Below are 17,072 nucleotides of genomic sequence, written 5' to 3'. Positions count from 1 at the left end.
CGTCGCGCGGTGCTCAGCCAGCCTTCAGGTTGGCGGCGCTCTCCTTGCCGCTGCGGCGGTCCGCCTCGACGTCATAGGAGATCTTCTGACCCTCGTTGAGGGAGCGAAGGCCCGCACGCTCGACGGCCGAGATGTGAACGAACACGTCCTTGCCGCCATCGTCGGGCTGGATGAAACCGTAGCCCTTGGTCTCGTTGAACCACTTCACGGTGCCTGTAGCCATGGCTGTATCCTGGTCGTCACCGGCTCGCCAACGTGGCGGGCCGTGACGCCTGAACGAGCCGCCGCGGCCGCCTGTTCCAAGGGCACTCGCGATCAGGAGCCTCGGTTGAGACCCCCGCGCCCTCATCCGCCGACCTCAGGCCGAACGGTCCTGGGCCAGGCTCTGCCGAGCCGGCCAGCGCGGGCACCGGCCCGCTCCGCGGCGCGATCAGGGTCGCTCCGTGCGGGGCCAGACGCCGCCTTCCGTCACGATGATGTCCATGGGGACGTCGTGCGCCCGCGGGTGGATCGTCGCGAGCCGCGCGAGCTCGAAGCCGACGCCGATGACCCGCGGCTTCGTCGACCTGGACGCGATGGTCCGGTCATAGAAGCCGCCGCCGTATCCCAGGCGGTACCCTGCCTGATCGAAGCCGACGAGCGGCGCGATCAGGACGTCCGGGTCGACAATCTCGCCCTCTGCGGGAACGGGTATGTTCCAGACGCCGCGGATCATGCGCTCGCCCGGCGACCAGACCCGGAACTGGAGCGGGCGCGCCTTCTCGACGACGACCGGAAGCGCCAGTCGCGCCCCGCTTCCGCGCAGCTCCGTCAGGAGGGATCTGGCGTCGAACTCGCCCCTGAAGGGCCAGTAGAGACCGATCGATAGGCCCGATGCCGAAGGTAGAGCGGCTCGGAGACCCTGCTCGATCCGCTCGCTCCGGGCGGCGCGGTCCTGGGCGGAGATGCCGACCCGCCGCGCGATGAGCGCGGCGCGGGTCTCCTTTCGCCATTGCCGCACGCTCGGCCAGTCGGATGCGGCGCTCTCAGGACCGCAGGGTTCGGAAGGCCGAGGCTCCGCCGCCGGGCCGACGAAGTCGGGGCCGAGCTCGTGCATGAAGCAGGGTGGAGAGCTGTACGCGCCGAACGCGGAGTGTTCGGGCGCCGCGGGTTCCGGGGGCGTCTCAGGCCGCTCGGTTGAATGCCCGACCACGATGATCTCCCTCGCGACGGTGGACCCGCACAGTCCTGGGTGACCTCGGCCAAACGCGCGCTCGGCACCTCCGGTTCGGTGAAGCGGATCGCGACGTCCCGCGCCGCCCCGACCCGGCCGGCCATCGTCCCTGGCCGGTCTCCGAGCGGCACGATGGCGAATGCCGGCGAGATCCGCCGCCCACCCTCGCGGGTGCCCGGGACGGGCAGGCGCGCGCGTCGACGGCGGTCCGGCGCTTCGACCCGGGGATCCCCGGTCAGCGCGTCACGGGCGCGCCGGCGCTCGGGAAGAACAGCTGCTCGCCGCCGACCTTGTAGCCCGCGATCGCCTGCTGCCCCTCCGGTGAGACGAGCCAGTCGATGAAGGCCTGTCCCTGCTTCGCCTTCACGCCGGGGTGCCTGTCGGGATCCACCAGCATCGCGCCGTAGGGGTTGAACAGGCTCCGGTCCCCCTGGACCAGGATGACCAGGTCGGCGCGGTTCTTGAACGCGAGCCAGGTCCCCCGGTCGGCGAGGATGTAGGCGCCGAGGGCCGAGGCCGTGTTGAGCGCGGGCCCCATGCCCTGGCCGACATCCCGGTACCAGGGGCCGCGCACGGCCGCGAGATCGACGCCCGCCTCCTTCCAGCTGCGCAGCTCGGCGCTGTGAGTGCCCGAGCGGTCCCCGCGCGACACGAACGCCGCCTTGCTGGCCGCGAGCTTGGCGAAGGCCTCGCGCACGCCCAGGCCGCGCACGCCGGCCGGATCGGAGGCCGGGCCGATCAGCACGAAATCGTTGTACATCACGTCGTACCGCCGCTTCGCGAAGCCCTCGGCGAGGAACTTGTCCTCGGCCGGACGGTCGTGGACCAGGACCACGTCGGCATCGCCGCGGCGCGCCGCGTCGAGCGCCTGTCCCGTGCCCAGGGCGACGACCTTCACGTCGATCCCGGACGCCTCCCGGAAGAGCGGGAGGATGTGCTTGAACAGGCCGGACTGCTCGGTCGAGGTCGTCGAGGCGACGACGATCGACACCGGTTCGGCCTCGGCCGGCGGCAGGACGCCGGCCGCGCTCAGGAGCGCGGCCAGTCCCAGGATCAGGAGGCGGCGACGAAAGGCGTCCACGGCAATTCCCCAGCGAGGTAGGCCCGCGCCTCGGACGTCCGGGGCGAGAACAGGATCTGTCGGGCGGGACCATGCTCGACGGCGCGGCCCGAGGCCAGCACGATCACCGCGTCGGCGAGGCGCGCCACCTGCCCGAGATTGTGTGAGACGAGCACGACCGTGGTGCCCGCCCGCGCCATCGCGGACACCAATCCCTCGACGATCTCGGTCGAGGCCGGGTCGAGGTTCGCGGTCGGCTCGTCGAGGAGGAGCAGGCCGGGGCCGACCGCCCAGGCACGGGCCAGCGCCAGCCGCTGCTGCTCGCCGCCGGAGAGACGCGTCGCGGGATCGCGGGCGCGCTCGGAGAGGCGGACGCGGGCCAGCGCCTCCTCCACCCGCGCGGCCCGCGCAGGACGGGGCAGGTCTCCGAGAGCCAGCGCGACGTTCGCGGCCGCGGTCGCGCGGATCAGCGCCGGCCGCTGGAACACGAAGGCCCGCCGGTGCGGGCCGACCTGCACCGTGCCGCCGTCGGGCCGCAGGAGCCCGTCGACGACCCTCAGGGTGACGCTCTTGCCCGCCCCGTTCGGGCCGATGACGGCCGTGACGCTGCCCGCAGCGACCTCCAGGCAGAGACGGTCGAGCACCGTCCGACCGTCGAGGACCAGGGTCACGTCCTCGAGGCGGATGGCCGGTGTCGCGCTCATCCGTACACCCGCGCGGCGTGCCGGCGGAGCAGGGCCACGGCGACGTTCACCACCAGAACGAGGCCGATCAGCACGAGGCCGAGCGCCAGGGCGAGGCTGAGATCGCCCTTCTGGGTCTCCAGGGAGATCGCCGTCGTCATCGTGCGGGTATACCCGTCGATGTTCCCGCCGACGACGAGGACCGCGCCGATCTCCGAGATCGCCCGGCCGAACGCGGCGAGCGCGGCGGTCACGAGGGAGAAGCGCACGTCGTAGATCATCGCCGCGGCCTGACGCGGTGCGGAGAGCCCGAGGGAGCGCAACTGCTCCCCGAGATGCACCCGGGCGTCGGCGACGACCTGCTGCGTCAGGGCGGCGACGAGCGGGGTCGCGAGCGTCGCCTGCGCGGCGATCATCGCGGCGGGGGTGAACAGCAGGCCGAGCGGTCCGAGCGGACCGGAGCGGGACAGGACGAGGTAGAGCGCGAGGCCGACGAGCACCGGCGGCAGCCCCATGAAGGCGTTGAGCAGGCCGACCGCGGCGCCGCGTCCGGGGAAGCGGGCGACGGCCAGGAACGCACCCAGGGGTATACCGAGCACGAGACCAATGCCGACGGCGGTGAGGCTGACACGCAGCGACAGCCACGCGATCGCCAGCACGTCCCGATCCAGGCTGAACAGGCGGGAGAGGATGTCCTGGAGCGTCTGCATCATGCCCCCGGGCCGGTCCTCGGGAATCGGACGAGGCGGATGGCGAGATCAGCCGTCGAGGCCGACCTCGTGACGCAGGTTCGGCGGAATGGACCTGTCATGCCTGTCAGGGGAGCGCGTGCGGGTAGGCGGTGAGCATATCGCCCGGGGCGACCGTTGTCGTGTCGGCGGGTCGGCCGCCGCGCCGGCCCTTGATCATCGAACCCGGATGGCGCATCGCCGCCACGATGATCCGGAATGCGTCCTCGGCGCTGATCCCGCTTCGGGAGGCGGCGATCCTGCTCAGCGGCGCGGCGGCTCCCGTCGAACCCGCGACCGTCCCGCTCGCAGCGGCGCTCGGACGCGTCGCCGCGCGAGCGGTCGTCGCGCACGCCGCCGTGCCCGCGGGCCCGACGGCGATGCGGGACGGCTTCGCGGTCGAGGCCGCCGCGGTGGGCGGCGCGTCGGCCTACGCGCCGATCTTCCCGGCGCGACCGCCACCCTGGGTCGAGGCGGGACAGCCGTTGCCGTCGGGCACCGATGCCGTCCTGCCCCCGGAGGGATTCGCGGACGGCATGGTCGTCGCGGACATCGCCCCGCGGGAGGGCGTGCGCGGGGCGGGAGACGACGTCGCCGCCAACGCGCGGCTGATCGAGGCCGGCACCCGGATCGAGCCCCTTCACCTGCTCGTCCTGGAGGCGGCCGGCCTGGAGGCGGTCGATGTCCGTCAGCCGCGCTTGCGCGTCGTCACCGCCGGGACGTCCAGCCTCGATACCGTGTCGCCCCTGCTCGGGCGTCTGATCGCGCGGGCGGGCGGGGCGACCGAGGCGGTTCGCGCCCGGGGGGGCGAGGAGATCGCCGAGGCGATCCGCGGCGGCACGGCGGACGCGGTGCTGGTGGTCGGGGGCAGCGGTTTCGGCCGCTCGGACCAAAGCGCGGCGGCCCTCGCCCGCGCCGGAGACGTCCGCGCGCACGGCATCGCCCTGCGGCCCGGGGAGACCACCGCGGTCGGCTCCGCGGCCGGCAGGCCGGTCCTCCTGGTGCCCGGGCCTCCCGAGGCGGCGCTCGCCGCGTTCCTGGCCCTCGGCCGTCCGCTCATCGCGCGGCTCGCCGGCGCGCGGGAGCGCTCGCCGCGGCGGCACGTCCTCCTCCGGAAGATCGTCTCGTCGATCGGTCTGTCCGAGGTCGTCTTCGTCCGGAGCGGGTCGGACGGCGTGGAGCCGCTGGGCGGAGCCGGCCTCCCGCTCGGTCGGTTGGTGCAGGCGGACGGCATCGTCGTGGTCGAGCCGGAGAGCGAAGGCTTCCGGGCCGGCGAGGAGGTAGAGGTTTGGGCCCTGTGAGCGCCGACGCGGACCGTGACGGGGCGGCGGATTTCGTCGCGCGCCTCGCCGCGGCCTCGAGCCAGGAGCAGTTTCTCCGGGTGATGAGCCGGGACGACGCGCTCGCGCGGTTCCGGGCGGCGGTCCCGCACGCGCGCCTGCCGTCCGAGACGGTGTCGTTGGACGACGCGCTCGGGCGCGTTCTGGCCCGCGACGTCGCCTCGCCCATGGACGTGCCGCCCTTCGACCGGTCCCTGGTCGACGGTTTCGCCCTGCGCGCGACCGACACGGAAGGCGCCGGGCCGGCGAGCCCGCGGCGTCTCACGCTGAACCGCGAGATCCTCGCCTGCGGCGTCGCGCCGGCCATCGTCGTCCAGCCGGGTACGGCGACGCCGATCGCCACCGGCGGCGTGATCCCCCGCGGCGCCGACGCGGTGGTGATGGTCGAGCACACGGAGTTCGACGCCCGGAGCCTCACCGTCGATGTCCTGACCGCGGTGCGGCCGGCGCAGTTCGTGGGCTATGCCGGGGCCGACATGGCCCGCGGCGAGACGGTGCTGCGCGCGGGAACGCGGATCACCGCCCGCGAGATCGGCATGCTGGCGGCGTGCGGCCTCGCGGCCGTCGACGTCACCGGACGCCCGCGGGTCGCAATCCTGTCCACGGGGGACGAGCTGGTCGCACCGGGCGAGCCCCTGCCCGAGGGCGCGATCTACGATTCCAACGGCGCGATCATCGCGGCCGCGGTGACCGAGAACGGCGGGGAGCCGGTCCGGCTCGGGATCGTGCGCGACGAGGCTTCCGTCCTCGAGGCCGCCCTCCGGTCCGCCCTCCGGGACAGCGACCTCGTCGTGCTCTCGGGCGGCACGTCCAAAGGCGCCGGCGACGTGTCGCACCGGGTGCTGTCCCGCCTCGGCGAGCCGGGAATCCTGTTCCACGGCGTGGCCCTGAAGCCCGGGAAGCCGCTCTGCGTGGCAGTGGCGCAGGGAAGGCCGGTCATCGTCCTGCCGGGATTCCCCACCTCCGCGATGTTCACCTTCCACGACTTCGTCGTGCCGTACGTGCGGGCGCTCGCCGGGTTGCCGCCGCGCGAGGACGAGACGATCGCGGCGCGCGTGTCCCAGCGGGTGCCCTCCGAACTCGGCCGCACCGAGTTCGTGATGACCTCCCTCGCCCACGGTCCCGAGGGGACGATCGCCCTGCCGCTGCCGAAGGGCTCGGGTTCGGTCACCGCCTTCTCGCAGGCGGACGGCTTCTTCGCGGTTCCGGCCGCGCGCGCCGGCGTCGAGGCGGGGGAGGGCGTCGCCGTGGTCCGCCTGGGCGCCGGCGTGCGGGCGCCCGACCTGACGATCGTCGGCAGCCACTGCATCGGCCTCGACCGGGTGGTCGGCCTGCTCGGCGAGCGAGGGTACCGCGCCCGCACCATCTGGGTCGGGTCGGCCGGCGGCCTCGCCGCCCTGCGGCGCGGCGAGTGCGATGTCGCCGCCATGCACCTCTTCGATCCCGAGACGGGCCGGTACAATGCCCCGTTCCTCACCGAGGGCCTGTCCCTCGCGCCCGGGTGGCGCCGCCTCCAGGGCGTCGTGTTCCGCCGCGGCGACGGCAGGTTCGAAGGGCGCGACGCCGCGGACGCGGTCGCCGCGGCGCTCGCCGACCCCGACGCCGTGATGGTCAACCGCAACGCCGGATCGGGCACGCGCCTGCTCGTGGACGGGCTGCTGAACGGTGCCCGGCCGGCGGGGTTCTGGAACCAGCCGCGCTCGCACAACGCCGTCGCCGCGGCGGTCTCGCAGGGCAGGGCGGACTGGGGCGTGGCCATCGCGAGCGTCGCGGATGCCTACGGGCTGGGCTTCCGCCCGCTGACGGAGGAGGCCTACGACCTCGCGTATCGCGCGGACGCTCGGGAGATGCCGGCGCTCGCGGCATTCCTGAGCCTGCTGGGCGAGCCCGGGACGGCCGCCGCGCTGCGCGCTCTGGGCTTCACGCCCGCCGCGCGAGCCGCGTGACGCGCGCACCGTTGGCCGGCCTCGACGGAACGGGACGGACGATCCTGTCGCCCGCCGGGATGATCGACGGGGCCGTTTCGCGTAGGGACGCCTGCGAGGCGCTGGGGCCTCCAGCGAAGCGGCGGTGTGCGTTGGGCGAGGACACGAGCATCAGTTTGCGGATCGAGCTCGGCTCGGACACCCTGCTGGGACCGGGCAAGGCCGCCCTCCTGAGCGGCATCCGCGACACCGGCTCCATCGCCGCCGCGGGGCGCCGGATGGGCATGAGCTACAAGCGAGCCTGGTACCTCATCGACACGTTGAACAAGGCGTTCCAGGAGCCGCTCGTCTCCGCGAGCAAGGGCGGCCGCCGGGGCGGCGGGGCGGTCCTGACCAGCACGGGCGACGCCATCCTCGACAGCTACCTGCGCATGGAGCGGCTGGCCTCGGAGGCCGTGGCGGGCGAGCTCGACCTTCTCGCCTCGCTGATGAAGGTTGATTCGTAGGAGCGAGGCCGCGCAGAGGCGCGCCTCCGTGGGAAGCGGTCTCTCGACGGTCGGGCGTCGGCTTCGGTCTGTGCAGCCCGCTGCGTCATCGCGAGCGCAGCGAAGCGACCCAGGGCTGCGCGACATCTGTCAGCGTCGCGCCGACTGGATTGCTTCGCTGCGCTCGCAAGGACGGCACCGGGCTGATCGACCGGAAACAGCATCAGCCCGCTGCGTCATCGCGAGCGCAGCGAAGCGACCCAGGGCCGCGCGACATCTGTCAGCGTCGCGCCGACTGGATTGCTTCGCTGCGCTCGCAAAGACGGCACCGGGCTGATCAATTGGAAACAGTATCAGCCCGATGTCCGCCGCCAGGGGCCGGCGGCACGCCTGGGCGCGCCGCCGGAGGTCACGCCGCCTACTCGGCGGCCATGGCCGTGTGGACGGCGGAGGCCCGGGCCGCGCAGAACTTGAACTCCGGGATCTTGCCCATCGGGTCGAGCGCCGGGTTCGTCAGCAGGTTGGCCGCGGCCTCGGCGTAGCAGAACGGCATGAAGATCATGCCGACCGGCACGTCGCGGTCGGAGCGCACCTTCAGGTGGACCGCGCCGCGGCGCGTCTCCAGCTTCATCGTGTCGCCGGGCTCCAGCCCGAGCCGGTAGAGCTCCTTCGGGGCCATGAAGGCGACCGCCTCGGGCTCCAGCGCGTCGAGGACGCCGGCGCGCCGGGTCATCGATCCGGTGTGCCAGTGCTCGAGGACGCGACCGGTCGACAGGACCATCGGGTAGTCCTCGTCCGGCAGCTCGTCCGGGGGCACCACGGCGGCCGGGACGATCTTCGCGCGCCCGCTCTCCGTGGGGAAGCCGGCGTAGAAGATGATCTCGTTGCCGGGCTGGTCGGGCGCGTCGACCGGGTAGGTCACGGCGCCCTCGCGCTCCAGGCGCTCCCAGGTGATGTTGTTGAACGACGGCATCACCATGGCCATCTCGCGGAAGATGTCGGCCGGGCCGCCGTAGTTCCAGGGCAGGCCGAGGCGCTTCCCCAGTTCCTGGATGATCCACCAGTCCTGCCGCGCGTCGCCCGGCGGGGACACCACCGGCTGCGAGATCTGCACGCGACGGTCGGTGTTGGTGAAGGTGCCGGCCTTCTCGGCGAAGGCGGAGGCCGGCAGCACCACGTCGGCGTGGAAGGCGGTCTCCGTCAGGAACAGGTCCTGCACGACGAGGTGGTCGAGCATCGCCAGGGCGTGCCGGGCATGGTTCAGGTCCGGGTCGGACATCGCGGGGTTCTCGCCCTCGACGAACATGCCCTTGATCTCGCCGGCGTGGATCGCCCGCATGATCTCGACGACGGTGAGACCCTTCTGCGGGTCGAGCTTCTGACCCCAGAACTCCTCGAACATCTCCCGCACCGCGGCCTTCTCGACCGACTGGTAGTCCGGGTAGACCATCGGGATCAGGCCGGCGTCGGACGCGCCCTGGACGTTGTTCTGGCCGCGCAGCGGATGCAGGCCGGTGCCGGGGCGCCCGATCTGCCCCGTGACGAGGGCGAGCGCGATCAGGCAGCGCGAGTTGTCCGTGCCGTGGACGTGCTGGCTGATGCCCATGCCCCAGAAGATGATCGAGGACTTGGCCCGGGCGTAGAGCCGGGCCACCTCGCGCAGGGTCTCCGCGTCGATGCCGCAGACCGAGGCCATCTTCTCCGGCGTGAACTCGACGATCTTCTCTTTGAGCGCCTCGAAGTTCTCGGTGTAGCCGGCGATGTACTGCTCGTCGTAGAGCCGCTCCTCGATGATCACGTTGAGCATCGCGTTGAGCATCGCGACGTCCGAGCCGGGCTTGAACGCGAGGTGCTTGTAGGCGTGCCGCGACAGCACCTGCCGGCGCGGATCCATGACGATCAGCTTGGCGCCGCGCTGCTTCACGGCGTTCTTGAGGAAGGTCGCCGCCACCGGGTGGTTCACGGTCGGGTTGGCGCCGATCACGATGATGACCTCGGCGTCGAGCGCCGCCGAGAACGGCGCCGACACGGCGCCCGAGTTCAGCCCCTCCATGAGGGCGGCCACCGACGAGGCGTGGCACAGCCGGGTGCAGTGGTCGACGTTGTTCGAGCCGAACCCGAGCCGCACCAGCTTCTGGAAGAGGTAGGCCTCCTCGTTCGAGCCCTTCGCGGAGCCGAAGCCGGCGAGCGCCTTTCGGCCATGGGTGTCGCGGACCGTCCTGAGGCCGCCGGCGGCGCGGTCGAGCGCCTCCTCCCAGGTCGCCTCGCGGAAGTGCGTCCACGGGTTGGCCGGGTCGACCTGGTCGTTGGCGTCCTTCGGGACGTTGTCCAGGCGGATCAGCGGCGCCGTCAGGCGATGGGGGTGGTGGACGTAGTCGAAGCCGAAGCGGCCCTTCACGCAGAGCCGGTTGTGGTTGGCCGGGCCGTTCACGCCCTCGGCGTAGACGATCCTCTCGTCCTTCACCTTGTAGGAGACCTGGCAGCCGACGCCGCAATAGGGGCACAGCGAGGTCACCTCGCGGTCGGGATAGACCGTCCGGGTGTTGTGCTCGGCGTCGAGGTAGGCGGACGGCATCAGCGCGCCGGTCGGGCAGGCCTGGACGCACTCGCCGCAGGCCACGCAAGTCGAGCCGCCCATCGGGTCGTCGAAGTCGAACACCACCTTCGCGTCGGCCGAGCGGTAGGCCATGCCGATCACGTCGTTGACCTGGACCTCGCGGCAGGCGCGGACGCAGAGGTTGCACTGGATGCAGGCGTCGAGATTGACGCTCATGGCCGGGTGGCTGAAGTCGCCGGTCCAGCGCTCGGCCGCGGGGAAGCGGCTCTCGGACACGTCGAGGAAGTCGGCCTGTACCCAGAAGTGCGAGGTCGGGTCGTGCGAGGTCGCGCGCTCGGGCTGGTCGGCCACGAGCAGCTCGAGCACCATGGCGCGGGCCTTGGTGGCGCGCTCGGTCGCGGACTTGACCTTCATGCCCACGGCCGGCGTGCGCTTGCACGAGGCGGCCAGCACGCGCTCGCCCTCGATCTCGACCATGCAGGCGCGGCAATTGCCGTCCGGGCGATAGCCGGGCTCGGGCTTGTGGCAGAGGTGCGGGATGTGGGTGCCGAGGCGCTTGGCGACGGCCCAGATCGTCTCGCCGGGGGCGGCCTCGACCTGCTGTCCGTCGAATTCGAACGCGATGGTCGGGGGGGCGGTCGGCCGCTCCTTGAGATCGTGCAGGCCCGACGGCTCCGGGGCCGCCTGGCCGCCCGCCTTCGCGCCTTCCGAGTAGGAGCCGCCGGCTCCCGGCTTCGGGCCCGGCGCGGGGCCGCCCGCATCCTGCAGCCCGTCGGCCCGGATCTCGGGCTTCTCGGTCTTGTCGCCGCGCTGTTCGGGGGCGTTGCTCATGCGGCCGCTCCTGGCTCGGACATCGGGATAGAATTCGCCGGTACCATCGGTTGCCTCACTCGGCAGCCGCGGCGCGCGGGGCGGGGAACAGGTCCGGGAAGTACTTGATGACGCTGCTGAGCGGGTTCGAGGCGGCTTGGCCGAGGCCGCAGATCGAGGCGTCCCGCATGCACTGGGACAATTCGCCCAGGAGCTCGGTGTCCCAGACGCCCTGCTCCATCAGGATGCGGGCCTTCTGGGTCCCCGAACGGCAGGGGGTGCACTGCCCGCAGCTCTCGTCCTCGAAGAACTTCATCAGGTTCAACGTGGCGCCGCGCACATCGTCCCGGTCCGACAGGATCACGACCGCGGCGGAGCCGATGAAGCAGCCGTACTTCTCCAGCGTCCCGAAATCGAGCGGGATGTCGTTCATCGACGCCGGCAGGATGCCGCCCGACGCGCCGCCCGGCAGGTAGGCCGCGAAGGTGTGGCCGTCCGCCATGCCGCCGCAATACTCGTCGATCAGTTCCTGGATGGTGAGGCCGGACGGGGCGAGCTTCACCCCCGGCTCCTTCACGCGCCCCGAGACCGAGTAGGAGCGCAGGCCGACGCGGTCGTTGCGGCCGTGGCTCTTCCACCAGTCGCCGCCCCGCTCGATCAGGTCGCGGACCCAGAACAGCGTCTCGATGTTGTTGATCAGCGTCGGACGGTTGAACAGGCCGACCTGGAACGGGAACGGCGGCTTGTGCCGCGGCAGCCCGCGCTTGCCTTCGAGGGACTCGATCAGCGAGGATTCCTCGCCGCAGATATAGGCGCCGGCGCCGCGGCGCAGGTGGATGCGCGGACCGCCCGCGGGGAGCTTCGCGATCTCGCGCGTCAGGATCTCGCGGGAGATGGGATACTCGTCGCGCAGGTAGATGTAGACCTCGGGCGCCTCGACGACGTGGGCGCCGATCAGCATGCCCTCGAGGAAGCGGTGCGGGTCGGTGTTGAGGTAGAGCTGGTCCTTGAAGGTGCCCGGCTCGCCCTCGTCCCCGTTGACCGCCATCAGCCGGGGCCCGGGCTCGCCGCGCACCGAGCGCCACTTGCGCCCCGTCGGGAAGCCCGCGCCGCCGAGGCCGCGCAGGCCGCCGTCGTCGAGCACCTTCAGGACGTCGTCGACCGGAAGGTCGCCGCTGCGGAGCCGGTCGAGGGTCGCGTACCCGCCGGCGGCCCGATAGGCCTCGTAGTCGACGTAGTCCGGGATATGGGCGTGCGTGTCGCCGGCCTCGACCGCGGCCCGCACGGAGGCGAGGTCGGCCTTGTGCAGGAAGTTGTGCCCGACCTCGACGGCGGGCGCGTGGTCGCACAGGCCGACGCAGGGCGCGCGCACGACGCGGACGGCGTCGGAGGCGAGTTCCCGCTGGAGCGTCTCCAGCAGCTCGTCGGCGCCGAACATCGCGCAGGTGATGCTGTCGCAGACCCGGACGGTCAGCCGCGGGATCGAGGCGTCACCCTCCTTCACGACGTCGAAATGCGCGTAGAAAGTCGCGGTCTCGAACACCTCGGCGAAGGCCAGGGCCATCTCGTCGGCGAGCGCCGCCAGGTGCTCGGCGCTGATCTGGCCGTAGGTGTCCTGGATCAGGTGCAAGTGCTCGATGAGCAGGTCGCGCTGGCGCGAGCGGGAGCCGAGAAGCTCCTCGATCTCGACCTTCGCCCGCGGCTCGACCTGGCGCCCCTTGGGGACGCTGCGCGCCTTGTTCCGCCCCCGGCCGGGATGCGAGAAAGTCCTGACTGTCCCCGGTGCCTCACTCATGCGGTATCTGATTTCCAACTGCTGGGACGGGTGGTCGCGGTGTCCTGAGGTCCGGTCGGAGGCTACTGGCCGCCGAAGGCCCGGAGCGGCTGGCCGGCCTCGGACCGCGGCTTCATCGTGGCCGCGCCCGTCGCCTCGTCCAGGGACGTGACCCTGGGTCCGACGACGGAGCGCAGCTCGGTCTCGAACGCGTCGAGGGCGTCGTTCAGGCGGTCCAACAGGGAGCCCGGCGCGTCTCCGGCCGGCGACGCGACCGCCTGGGCGAGCGCGTCGCGGACCCGGCCGGCGAGCTCCTGCGTGAGCGGCGGCTTCGCGTCGGCGCAGTAGGCGTCCGTCACGATGGCGGCCCAGTCCGCCGCGGAGGATGCGTCGCCCATGCTCAGGCCTGCGCGATCGAGGGACGGTTGAAGTCGTGCATGGCGTGCCCGTTCGGGTCCGTTGGCGTGGCGCTCGCTCGTGGCATACCAAATGGCAGCCGTTATAGCGGAGGTGTTATATCGTTTTTGAAGTCGTTTCAATTTGCGTGACGCCGGGGCCGCGCGTCCCGGCGGCGCGGCCGACGCTTGCCCTGAGCCCTCGCGCGGGGCAGTGGGAACGGCACGAGAGGGGCTGTCAGCGGTGTCCGGCATGCGCGTAATCGGACTCGCCGGGTGGAGCGGGGCCGGCAAGACCAGCCTGCTGGTCCGGGCCATCCCCCTGCTCGTCGCCCGCGGGGTGCGGGTGGCGACCATCAAGCACGCCCATCACGACTTCGACACGGACTGGCCCGGGAAGGATTCCTACGAGCACCGCAGGGCGGGCGCGAGCGAGGTTCTGATCTCGTCGGGCCGCCGCTGGGCCCAGGTCCACGAGCTGCGCGACGAGCAGGAGGCGAGCCTGGGTCAGCTCCTGCGGCGGATCAGCCCGTGCGACCTCGTCGTCGTGGAAGGGTACAAGCGGGAGCCCATCCCCAAAATGGAGGTCCATCGCGCCGAGAACGGCCGCCCACCCCTCCATCCGCTGGACACCACCATCGTGGGCATCGCGAGCGACGTCGCGTTTCCGGCCTCGGGCATTCCCGTCGTAGATCTGAACGACGCGGCGGCGGTGACGGGGCTGATGCTCGACGTGGCCGTTCCCTTCGAAGACGTCCTCGGGAGGCTCTAGCCGGATGGCCCAGCTCAGCGACGACTGCTTCGCGTTCGGCGGCCCTCTGATGACCATCGAGGACGCGCACGCGCTGTTCGGCGAGCGCCTCGCAGCGATCGTCGGCACCGAGGACGTTCCCGTCCCGGACGCCGACGGGCGCGTCCTGGCCGAGGATTGCGTCGCGCCCATCGACGTCCCGCCGTTCCCCAACTCGGCCGTCGACGGCTACGCGGTCCGTTTAGCGGACCTGCGCGCCTCCGATGCGACGATCCTGCCGGTCGGCGCGGTCGTCGCGGCCGGCGCCTCCCCCGAAGGCGTGTCGGTGGCGGGCTCGGCCGCCCGGATCTTCACCGGGGCCCCGATGCCGGCGGGGGCCGACACCGTCTTCATGCAGGAGGACGTCCAGGTCCTGCCCGACGGCCGGGTGTCCCTGCCGCTCGGGCTGAAGCGGGGCGCCAACAGCCGCGACGCCGGCGAGGACGCGGCGAAGGGCTCGACGATCATCGCGGCCGGCCGGCGTCTCCGGCCGCAGGACCTGGCCCTGGCGACCGCGGTCGGCCTGCGCACGCTGAAGGTCCGCCGCACCCTGCGGGTCGGCGTGTTCTCGACGGGCAACGAACTCGTCGAGCCCGGAGCGCCCCTGGGGCCGGGCGCGATCTACGACTCGAACCGCGTCCTGCTGCTCGCTCTTCTCCGGCGGATGGGCGTCGCGGCGCGCGACCTCGGCGTCATCCGCGACGACCCGGCGGCCCTCGCGGCCAGGCTCTCGGCGGCGGCCGCCGAGCACGACGTGATCCTGACTTCGGGCGGCGTGTCGACCGGCGACGAGGATCACGTGAAGACCGCCGTCGAGAGCATCGGGCGCCTCGTGTTCTGGCGGCTGGGGATCAAGCCGGGACGGCCGGTCGCGATGGGCATGATCGACGGCAAGCCGTTCCTGGGCCTGCCGGGCAACCCGGTGGCTGTCTACGTCACCCTGCTGTTCGTGGTGCGGCCGCTCCTCGCCCGGCTCGCCGGCGAGGCCTACGCGCCGTCGCGCGGATTCACCGTCAGGGCGGCCTTCCCCTATCGGAAGCGCGCGGGCCGCAGGGAGTTCGTCCGGGTCAGCCTCGCCCGGGACGCCGACGGCGCCTGGGAGGCCCGGAAGTTCCAGCGCGACGGCGCGGGCATGCTGTCATCGCTCACCGAATCCGACGGCCTCGTGGAGCTGGAGGATGACCGGACCGAGGTCGTGCCGGGCGACGCCGTGCGGTTCCACCCGCACGGGGCCCTCTGGTAGCGGGGCCGCGCTCAGGGCCTCACGAGACGCGGACCGCGCCCCAGCATTGCCGGGCTCGCGCATCCGTTATATCAAATCTGCTATATCGCTTGTGATGGGCCGTGCGAGCGGCCGCTCGATCGGCGGGCTTGAGCAACGATGTTCGATGGTGTCTGGCGGAGCCAAGCCGGCGCGGAACTCCGCCTCCTCCAGATGGGCGAGGCGGTCTCCGGAACCTACACCGCCGCCGATCCCGGCTACGCGCAGACGCATCGAAGCCGCATCCTCGTCGGCACGGCCGAGGGCGACATCATCGGCTTCGTGACCAGCACGTCGTCGCCCCAGGAGATCACGGCCTGGACCGGGCGCCTCGTCCGGACCGACGAGAAGACGGCCGAGGCGATCCACGCAGTCTTCCACGCCGTCGAACGGTCTGCGCAGCCGAAGGCCGTGGCCGATCACGTCGCGCTCGAGACGACCATCTTCTCGAAGGTCGAGAACGCCTGTTCGTGAAGCCAGGGCCGCGTCCCTCCTCGATGGGGTCCCGAGGAACGGGGGCGACCGTGGCGCGAGGAGCGGTCGGCGCATGCGTGATCGGCGACGGCTCTAGATGAACGGCGCGTCGGCTTCGAGGCCCAGAAGGATGCGGCCGGTCGGCACGAGCAGCCGGTCCTGATAATGCATGTGCTGACAGGCCGCGTAGACATCGCGGAGCTGGCGCGCGAACGGCAGGTCTTCGAGGACGGCGGAACTGCCGGCCGCCTCGTACATGCTCGTGACCACCTGCTTCCCGACATGGCCCGCGTACCAGCAGGCCCGCCGAAGCTTGGCCTGCCACGCGAGCGTTATCGGATGGCCGTTCTCGGCTTCCCACCAGAATTCGGAGACCGTGTCCCGGGCGAAGGCGCGCGCGGCACCGAGGCTCGTCTCGGCACGCGCGATCGCGACCTGGACATCCTCGCGAAGTCTCAGGGGCACCTTGCCGCCATGCGGTGTCTTCGTCTGCGCGAGATCGATGAAGGCGTCGATCGACGCCCGGGCGATCCCGAGCGGAACACCGATGGCGGCGATCGCGGCCGCCGATGCCATGGGCAGCATGTAGAGGGGCCTTCTGTCGCGAGGCATCATGAGGCTCGCGCCGTCGATGGTCTGCTCGTTCGGCACCCAGATGTCGGTGCACGCGACGTCGTGACTCCCGCTGGCCCGGAGCCCCCCGGCATTCCAGTTGCCGACGACCTCGACATCCTTCGAGGCGATGAAGACGCCGCGCAGCGACGGCCGCCCGTTCTCGCCGAGCTTCGGCCGCTCGCCGTCGATCTCCACACACATCAGTGCGGACACGGAACTGTAGCGGCAGAAGCTCGCCCAGGACCAACGTCCGTTGATCCGCCAGCCGGATCCATGGCGAACCGCTGTTCCCGTCGGCTGGCCGCTCCCGCTGCCCGCGAACTTCCTGCCGGCAGGGATGAGCGAACGCATCACGTCCGCGTCGATCAGGTCGGCGAAGCGTGACGCGCCCCCGGACGAGATCGCGGCGCACCAGGCGACCGAACCGTCGAGTTTCGCCAGAGCTTCGATCGCCGCCAGGACGCTCAGCGGATGCGCTTCAGGACCGCCCAGGCCCCGCGGAAGCCAGAGCTGCGCGAGACCGGCGTCGATGAGCGCCTCTGCGACCGGCTCCGGCAGGTCCGGGCCGACAGCCAGGGCCGACCGGTGCTCCGCGATGAGGGGCCGAAGCGTCGCGACGGTCGCGAGAAACGCCGCGTCCGGATCTCCGGCTCGCGCGGCAGGGCGGATCGAGGGGGCGACACCGTTCATTCTCAGACCTCATGACTGTCCGAGATGCATAGTAAGTTCGGTGATCGGCCGCTTTCGTGTCTGTCGGAAGAGTTTTTGGTTACGGTCGTAACTGGAGGCGCCGTCAGACGATATTATCTGCCGGTCGGGACGCGGTAGATCGCGCTGTAACGGTTGTCGTTGAATTTTTTCGCGCTGGATCCGCGATGATGATGCTCGAATGCTTCGGGTGGACGGTCTCGTGATCGCGGAAGCCGCTGACCAACCTTGACGGATCGCGCGCGCATCGCGGC

General features: G+C 71.7%; 15 protein-coding genes. 6 read left to right on the top strand and 9 right to left on the bottom strand.

Annotated features, from left to right (window positions below; genetic code table 11):
* Positions 1 to 13: 13 nt before the first annotated feature.
* The 5 genes from BLW78_RS19975 to BLW78_RS19955 all read right to left on the bottom strand — a co-directional run bounded on the left by BLW78_RS19975 (position 14) and on the right by BLW78_RS19955 (position 3,669).
* Positions 14 to 223, bottom strand: a complete 210-nt coding sequence (locus BLW78_RS19975) for a cold-shock protein (protein ID WP_020094851.1) — start codon at positions 221 to 223, stop codon at positions 14 to 16.
* Positions 224 to 430: 207 nt separating this feature from the next.
* Complete coding sequence (locus BLW78_RS19970) at positions 431 to 1,096, bottom strand: 5-formyltetrahydrofolate cyclo-ligase (protein ID WP_244526995.1); 666 nt, start codon at positions 1,094 to 1,096, stop codon at positions 431 to 433.
* Between the two features lie 352 nt (positions 1,097 to 1,448).
* A complete protein-coding gene (locus tag BLW78_RS19965; RefSeq protein ID WP_091681644.1) occupies positions 1,449 to 2,294 on the bottom strand; it encodes an ABC transporter substrate-binding protein in 846 nt (281 codons plus the stop codon).
* Positions 2,267 to 2,977 (bottom strand): ATP-binding cassette domain-containing protein, encoded by a 711-nt coding sequence (locus tag BLW78_RS19960; protein WP_091681642.1) that lies wholly within the window; start codon positions 2,975 to 2,977, stop codon positions 2,267 to 2,269. The genes BLW78_RS19965 and BLW78_RS19960 overlap by 28 nt, the downstream gene beginning before the upstream one ends.
* Positions 2,974 to 3,669 carry an ABC transporter permease gene (locus BLW78_RS19955; RefSeq protein WP_020094847.1) on the bottom strand — a complete coding sequence of 232 codons (696 nt, stop codon included), beginning with the start codon at positions 3,667 to 3,669 and terminating at the stop codon, positions 2,974 to 2,976. Before BLW78_RS19955 ends, BLW78_RS19960 begins: the two co-directional genes overlap by 4 nt.
* A 224-nt stretch (positions 3,670 to 3,893) precedes the next feature.
* On the opposite strand from BLW78_RS19955, the gene BLW78_RS19950 reads away from it, so the two are divergent.
* From BLW78_RS19950 to BLW78_RS19940, 3 genes are all read left to right on the top strand, one after another.
* On the top strand, positions 3,894 to 4,985 hold the full coding sequence (locus tag BLW78_RS19950; protein WP_091681640.1) for a molybdopterin-binding protein: 1,092 nt from the start codon (positions 3,894 to 3,896) through the stop codon (positions 4,983 to 4,985).
* Positions 4,982 to 6,970 carry a molybdopterin biosynthesis protein gene (locus tag BLW78_RS19945; RefSeq protein ID WP_091681638.1) on the top strand — a complete coding sequence of 663 codons (1,989 nt, stop codon included), beginning with the start codon at positions 4,982 to 4,984 and terminating at the stop codon, positions 6,968 to 6,970. The genes BLW78_RS19950 and BLW78_RS19945 overlap by 4 nt, the downstream gene beginning before the upstream one ends.
* 155 nt (positions 6,971 to 7,125) lie before the next feature.
* Positions 7,126 to 7,455 carry a winged helix-turn-helix domain-containing protein gene (locus tag BLW78_RS19940; RefSeq protein WP_091681636.1) on the top strand — a complete coding sequence of 110 codons (330 nt, stop codon included), beginning with the start codon at positions 7,126 to 7,128 and terminating at the stop codon, positions 7,453 to 7,455.
* Positions 7,456 to 7,852: 397 nt separating this feature from the next.
* Here BLW78_RS19940 and fdhF read toward each other — a convergent pair whose 3' ends face one another.
* From fdhF to BLW78_RS19925, 3 genes are all read right to left on the bottom strand, one after another.
* On the bottom strand, positions 7,853 to 10,822 hold the full coding sequence (gene fdhF / locus BLW78_RS19935) for a formate dehydrogenase subunit alpha (protein ID WP_091681635.1): 2,970 nt from the start codon (positions 10,820 to 10,822) through the stop codon (positions 7,853 to 7,855).
* A 55-nt stretch (positions 10,823 to 10,877) separates the two neighbouring features.
* Positions 10,878 to 12,596 carry an NAD(P)H-dependent oxidoreductase subunit E gene (locus tag BLW78_RS19930; protein WP_091681633.1) on the bottom strand — a complete coding sequence of 573 codons (1,719 nt, stop codon included), beginning with the start codon at positions 12,594 to 12,596 and terminating at the stop codon, positions 10,878 to 10,880.
* A gap of 62 nt (positions 12,597 to 12,658) precedes the next feature.
* Entirely contained in the window at positions 12,659 to 12,973 is a 315-nt protein-coding gene (locus tag BLW78_RS19925) for a hypothetical protein (protein ID WP_091681631.1), read from the bottom strand.
* Positions 12,974 to 13,223: 250 nt separating this feature from the next.
* Here BLW78_RS19925 and mobB point away from each other — a divergent pair, with 250 nt between their 5' ends.
* From mobB to BLW78_RS19910, 3 genes are all read left to right on the top strand, one after another.
* Positions 13,224 to 13,742: a molybdopterin-guanine dinucleotide biosynthesis protein B gene (mobB, locus tag BLW78_RS19920; RefSeq protein ID WP_170855200.1), complete on the top strand. Its 519-nt coding sequence runs from the start codon at positions 13,224 to 13,226 to the stop codon at positions 13,740 to 13,742.
* 4 nt (positions 13,743 to 13,746) lie between these two features.
* Positions 13,747 to 15,003 carry a molybdopterin molybdotransferase MoeA gene (gene glp, locus BLW78_RS19915; protein WP_091681628.1) on the top strand — a complete coding sequence of 419 codons (1,257 nt, stop codon included), beginning with the start codon at positions 13,747 to 13,749 and terminating at the stop codon, positions 15,001 to 15,003.
* Between the two features lie 138 nt (positions 15,004 to 15,141).
* On the top strand, positions 15,142 to 15,495 hold the full coding sequence (locus tag BLW78_RS19910; RefSeq protein ID WP_091681626.1) for an avidin/streptavidin family protein: 354 nt from the start codon (positions 15,142 to 15,144) through the stop codon (positions 15,493 to 15,495).
* Between the two features lie 93 nt (positions 15,496 to 15,588).
* On the opposite strand, the gene BLW78_RS19905 is transcribed toward BLW78_RS19910, so the two are convergent.
* The gene (locus tag BLW78_RS19905) at positions 15,589 to 16,800 is read right to left on the bottom strand and encodes an acyl-CoA dehydrogenase family protein (RefSeq protein ID WP_091681624.1); all 1,212 of its coding nucleotides are present in this window, start codon (positions 16,798 to 16,800) and stop codon (positions 15,589 to 15,591) included.
* Positions 16,801 to 17,072: the final 272 nt, after the last annotated feature.

This window comes from Methylobacterium sp. 275MFSha3.1 (assembly GCF_900108435.1).
Lineage (GTDB): Bacteria > Pseudomonadota > Alphaproteobacteria > Rhizobiales > Beijerinckiaceae > Methylobacterium.
This window is presented reverse-complemented; position numbering and strand designations above follow the sequence as displayed.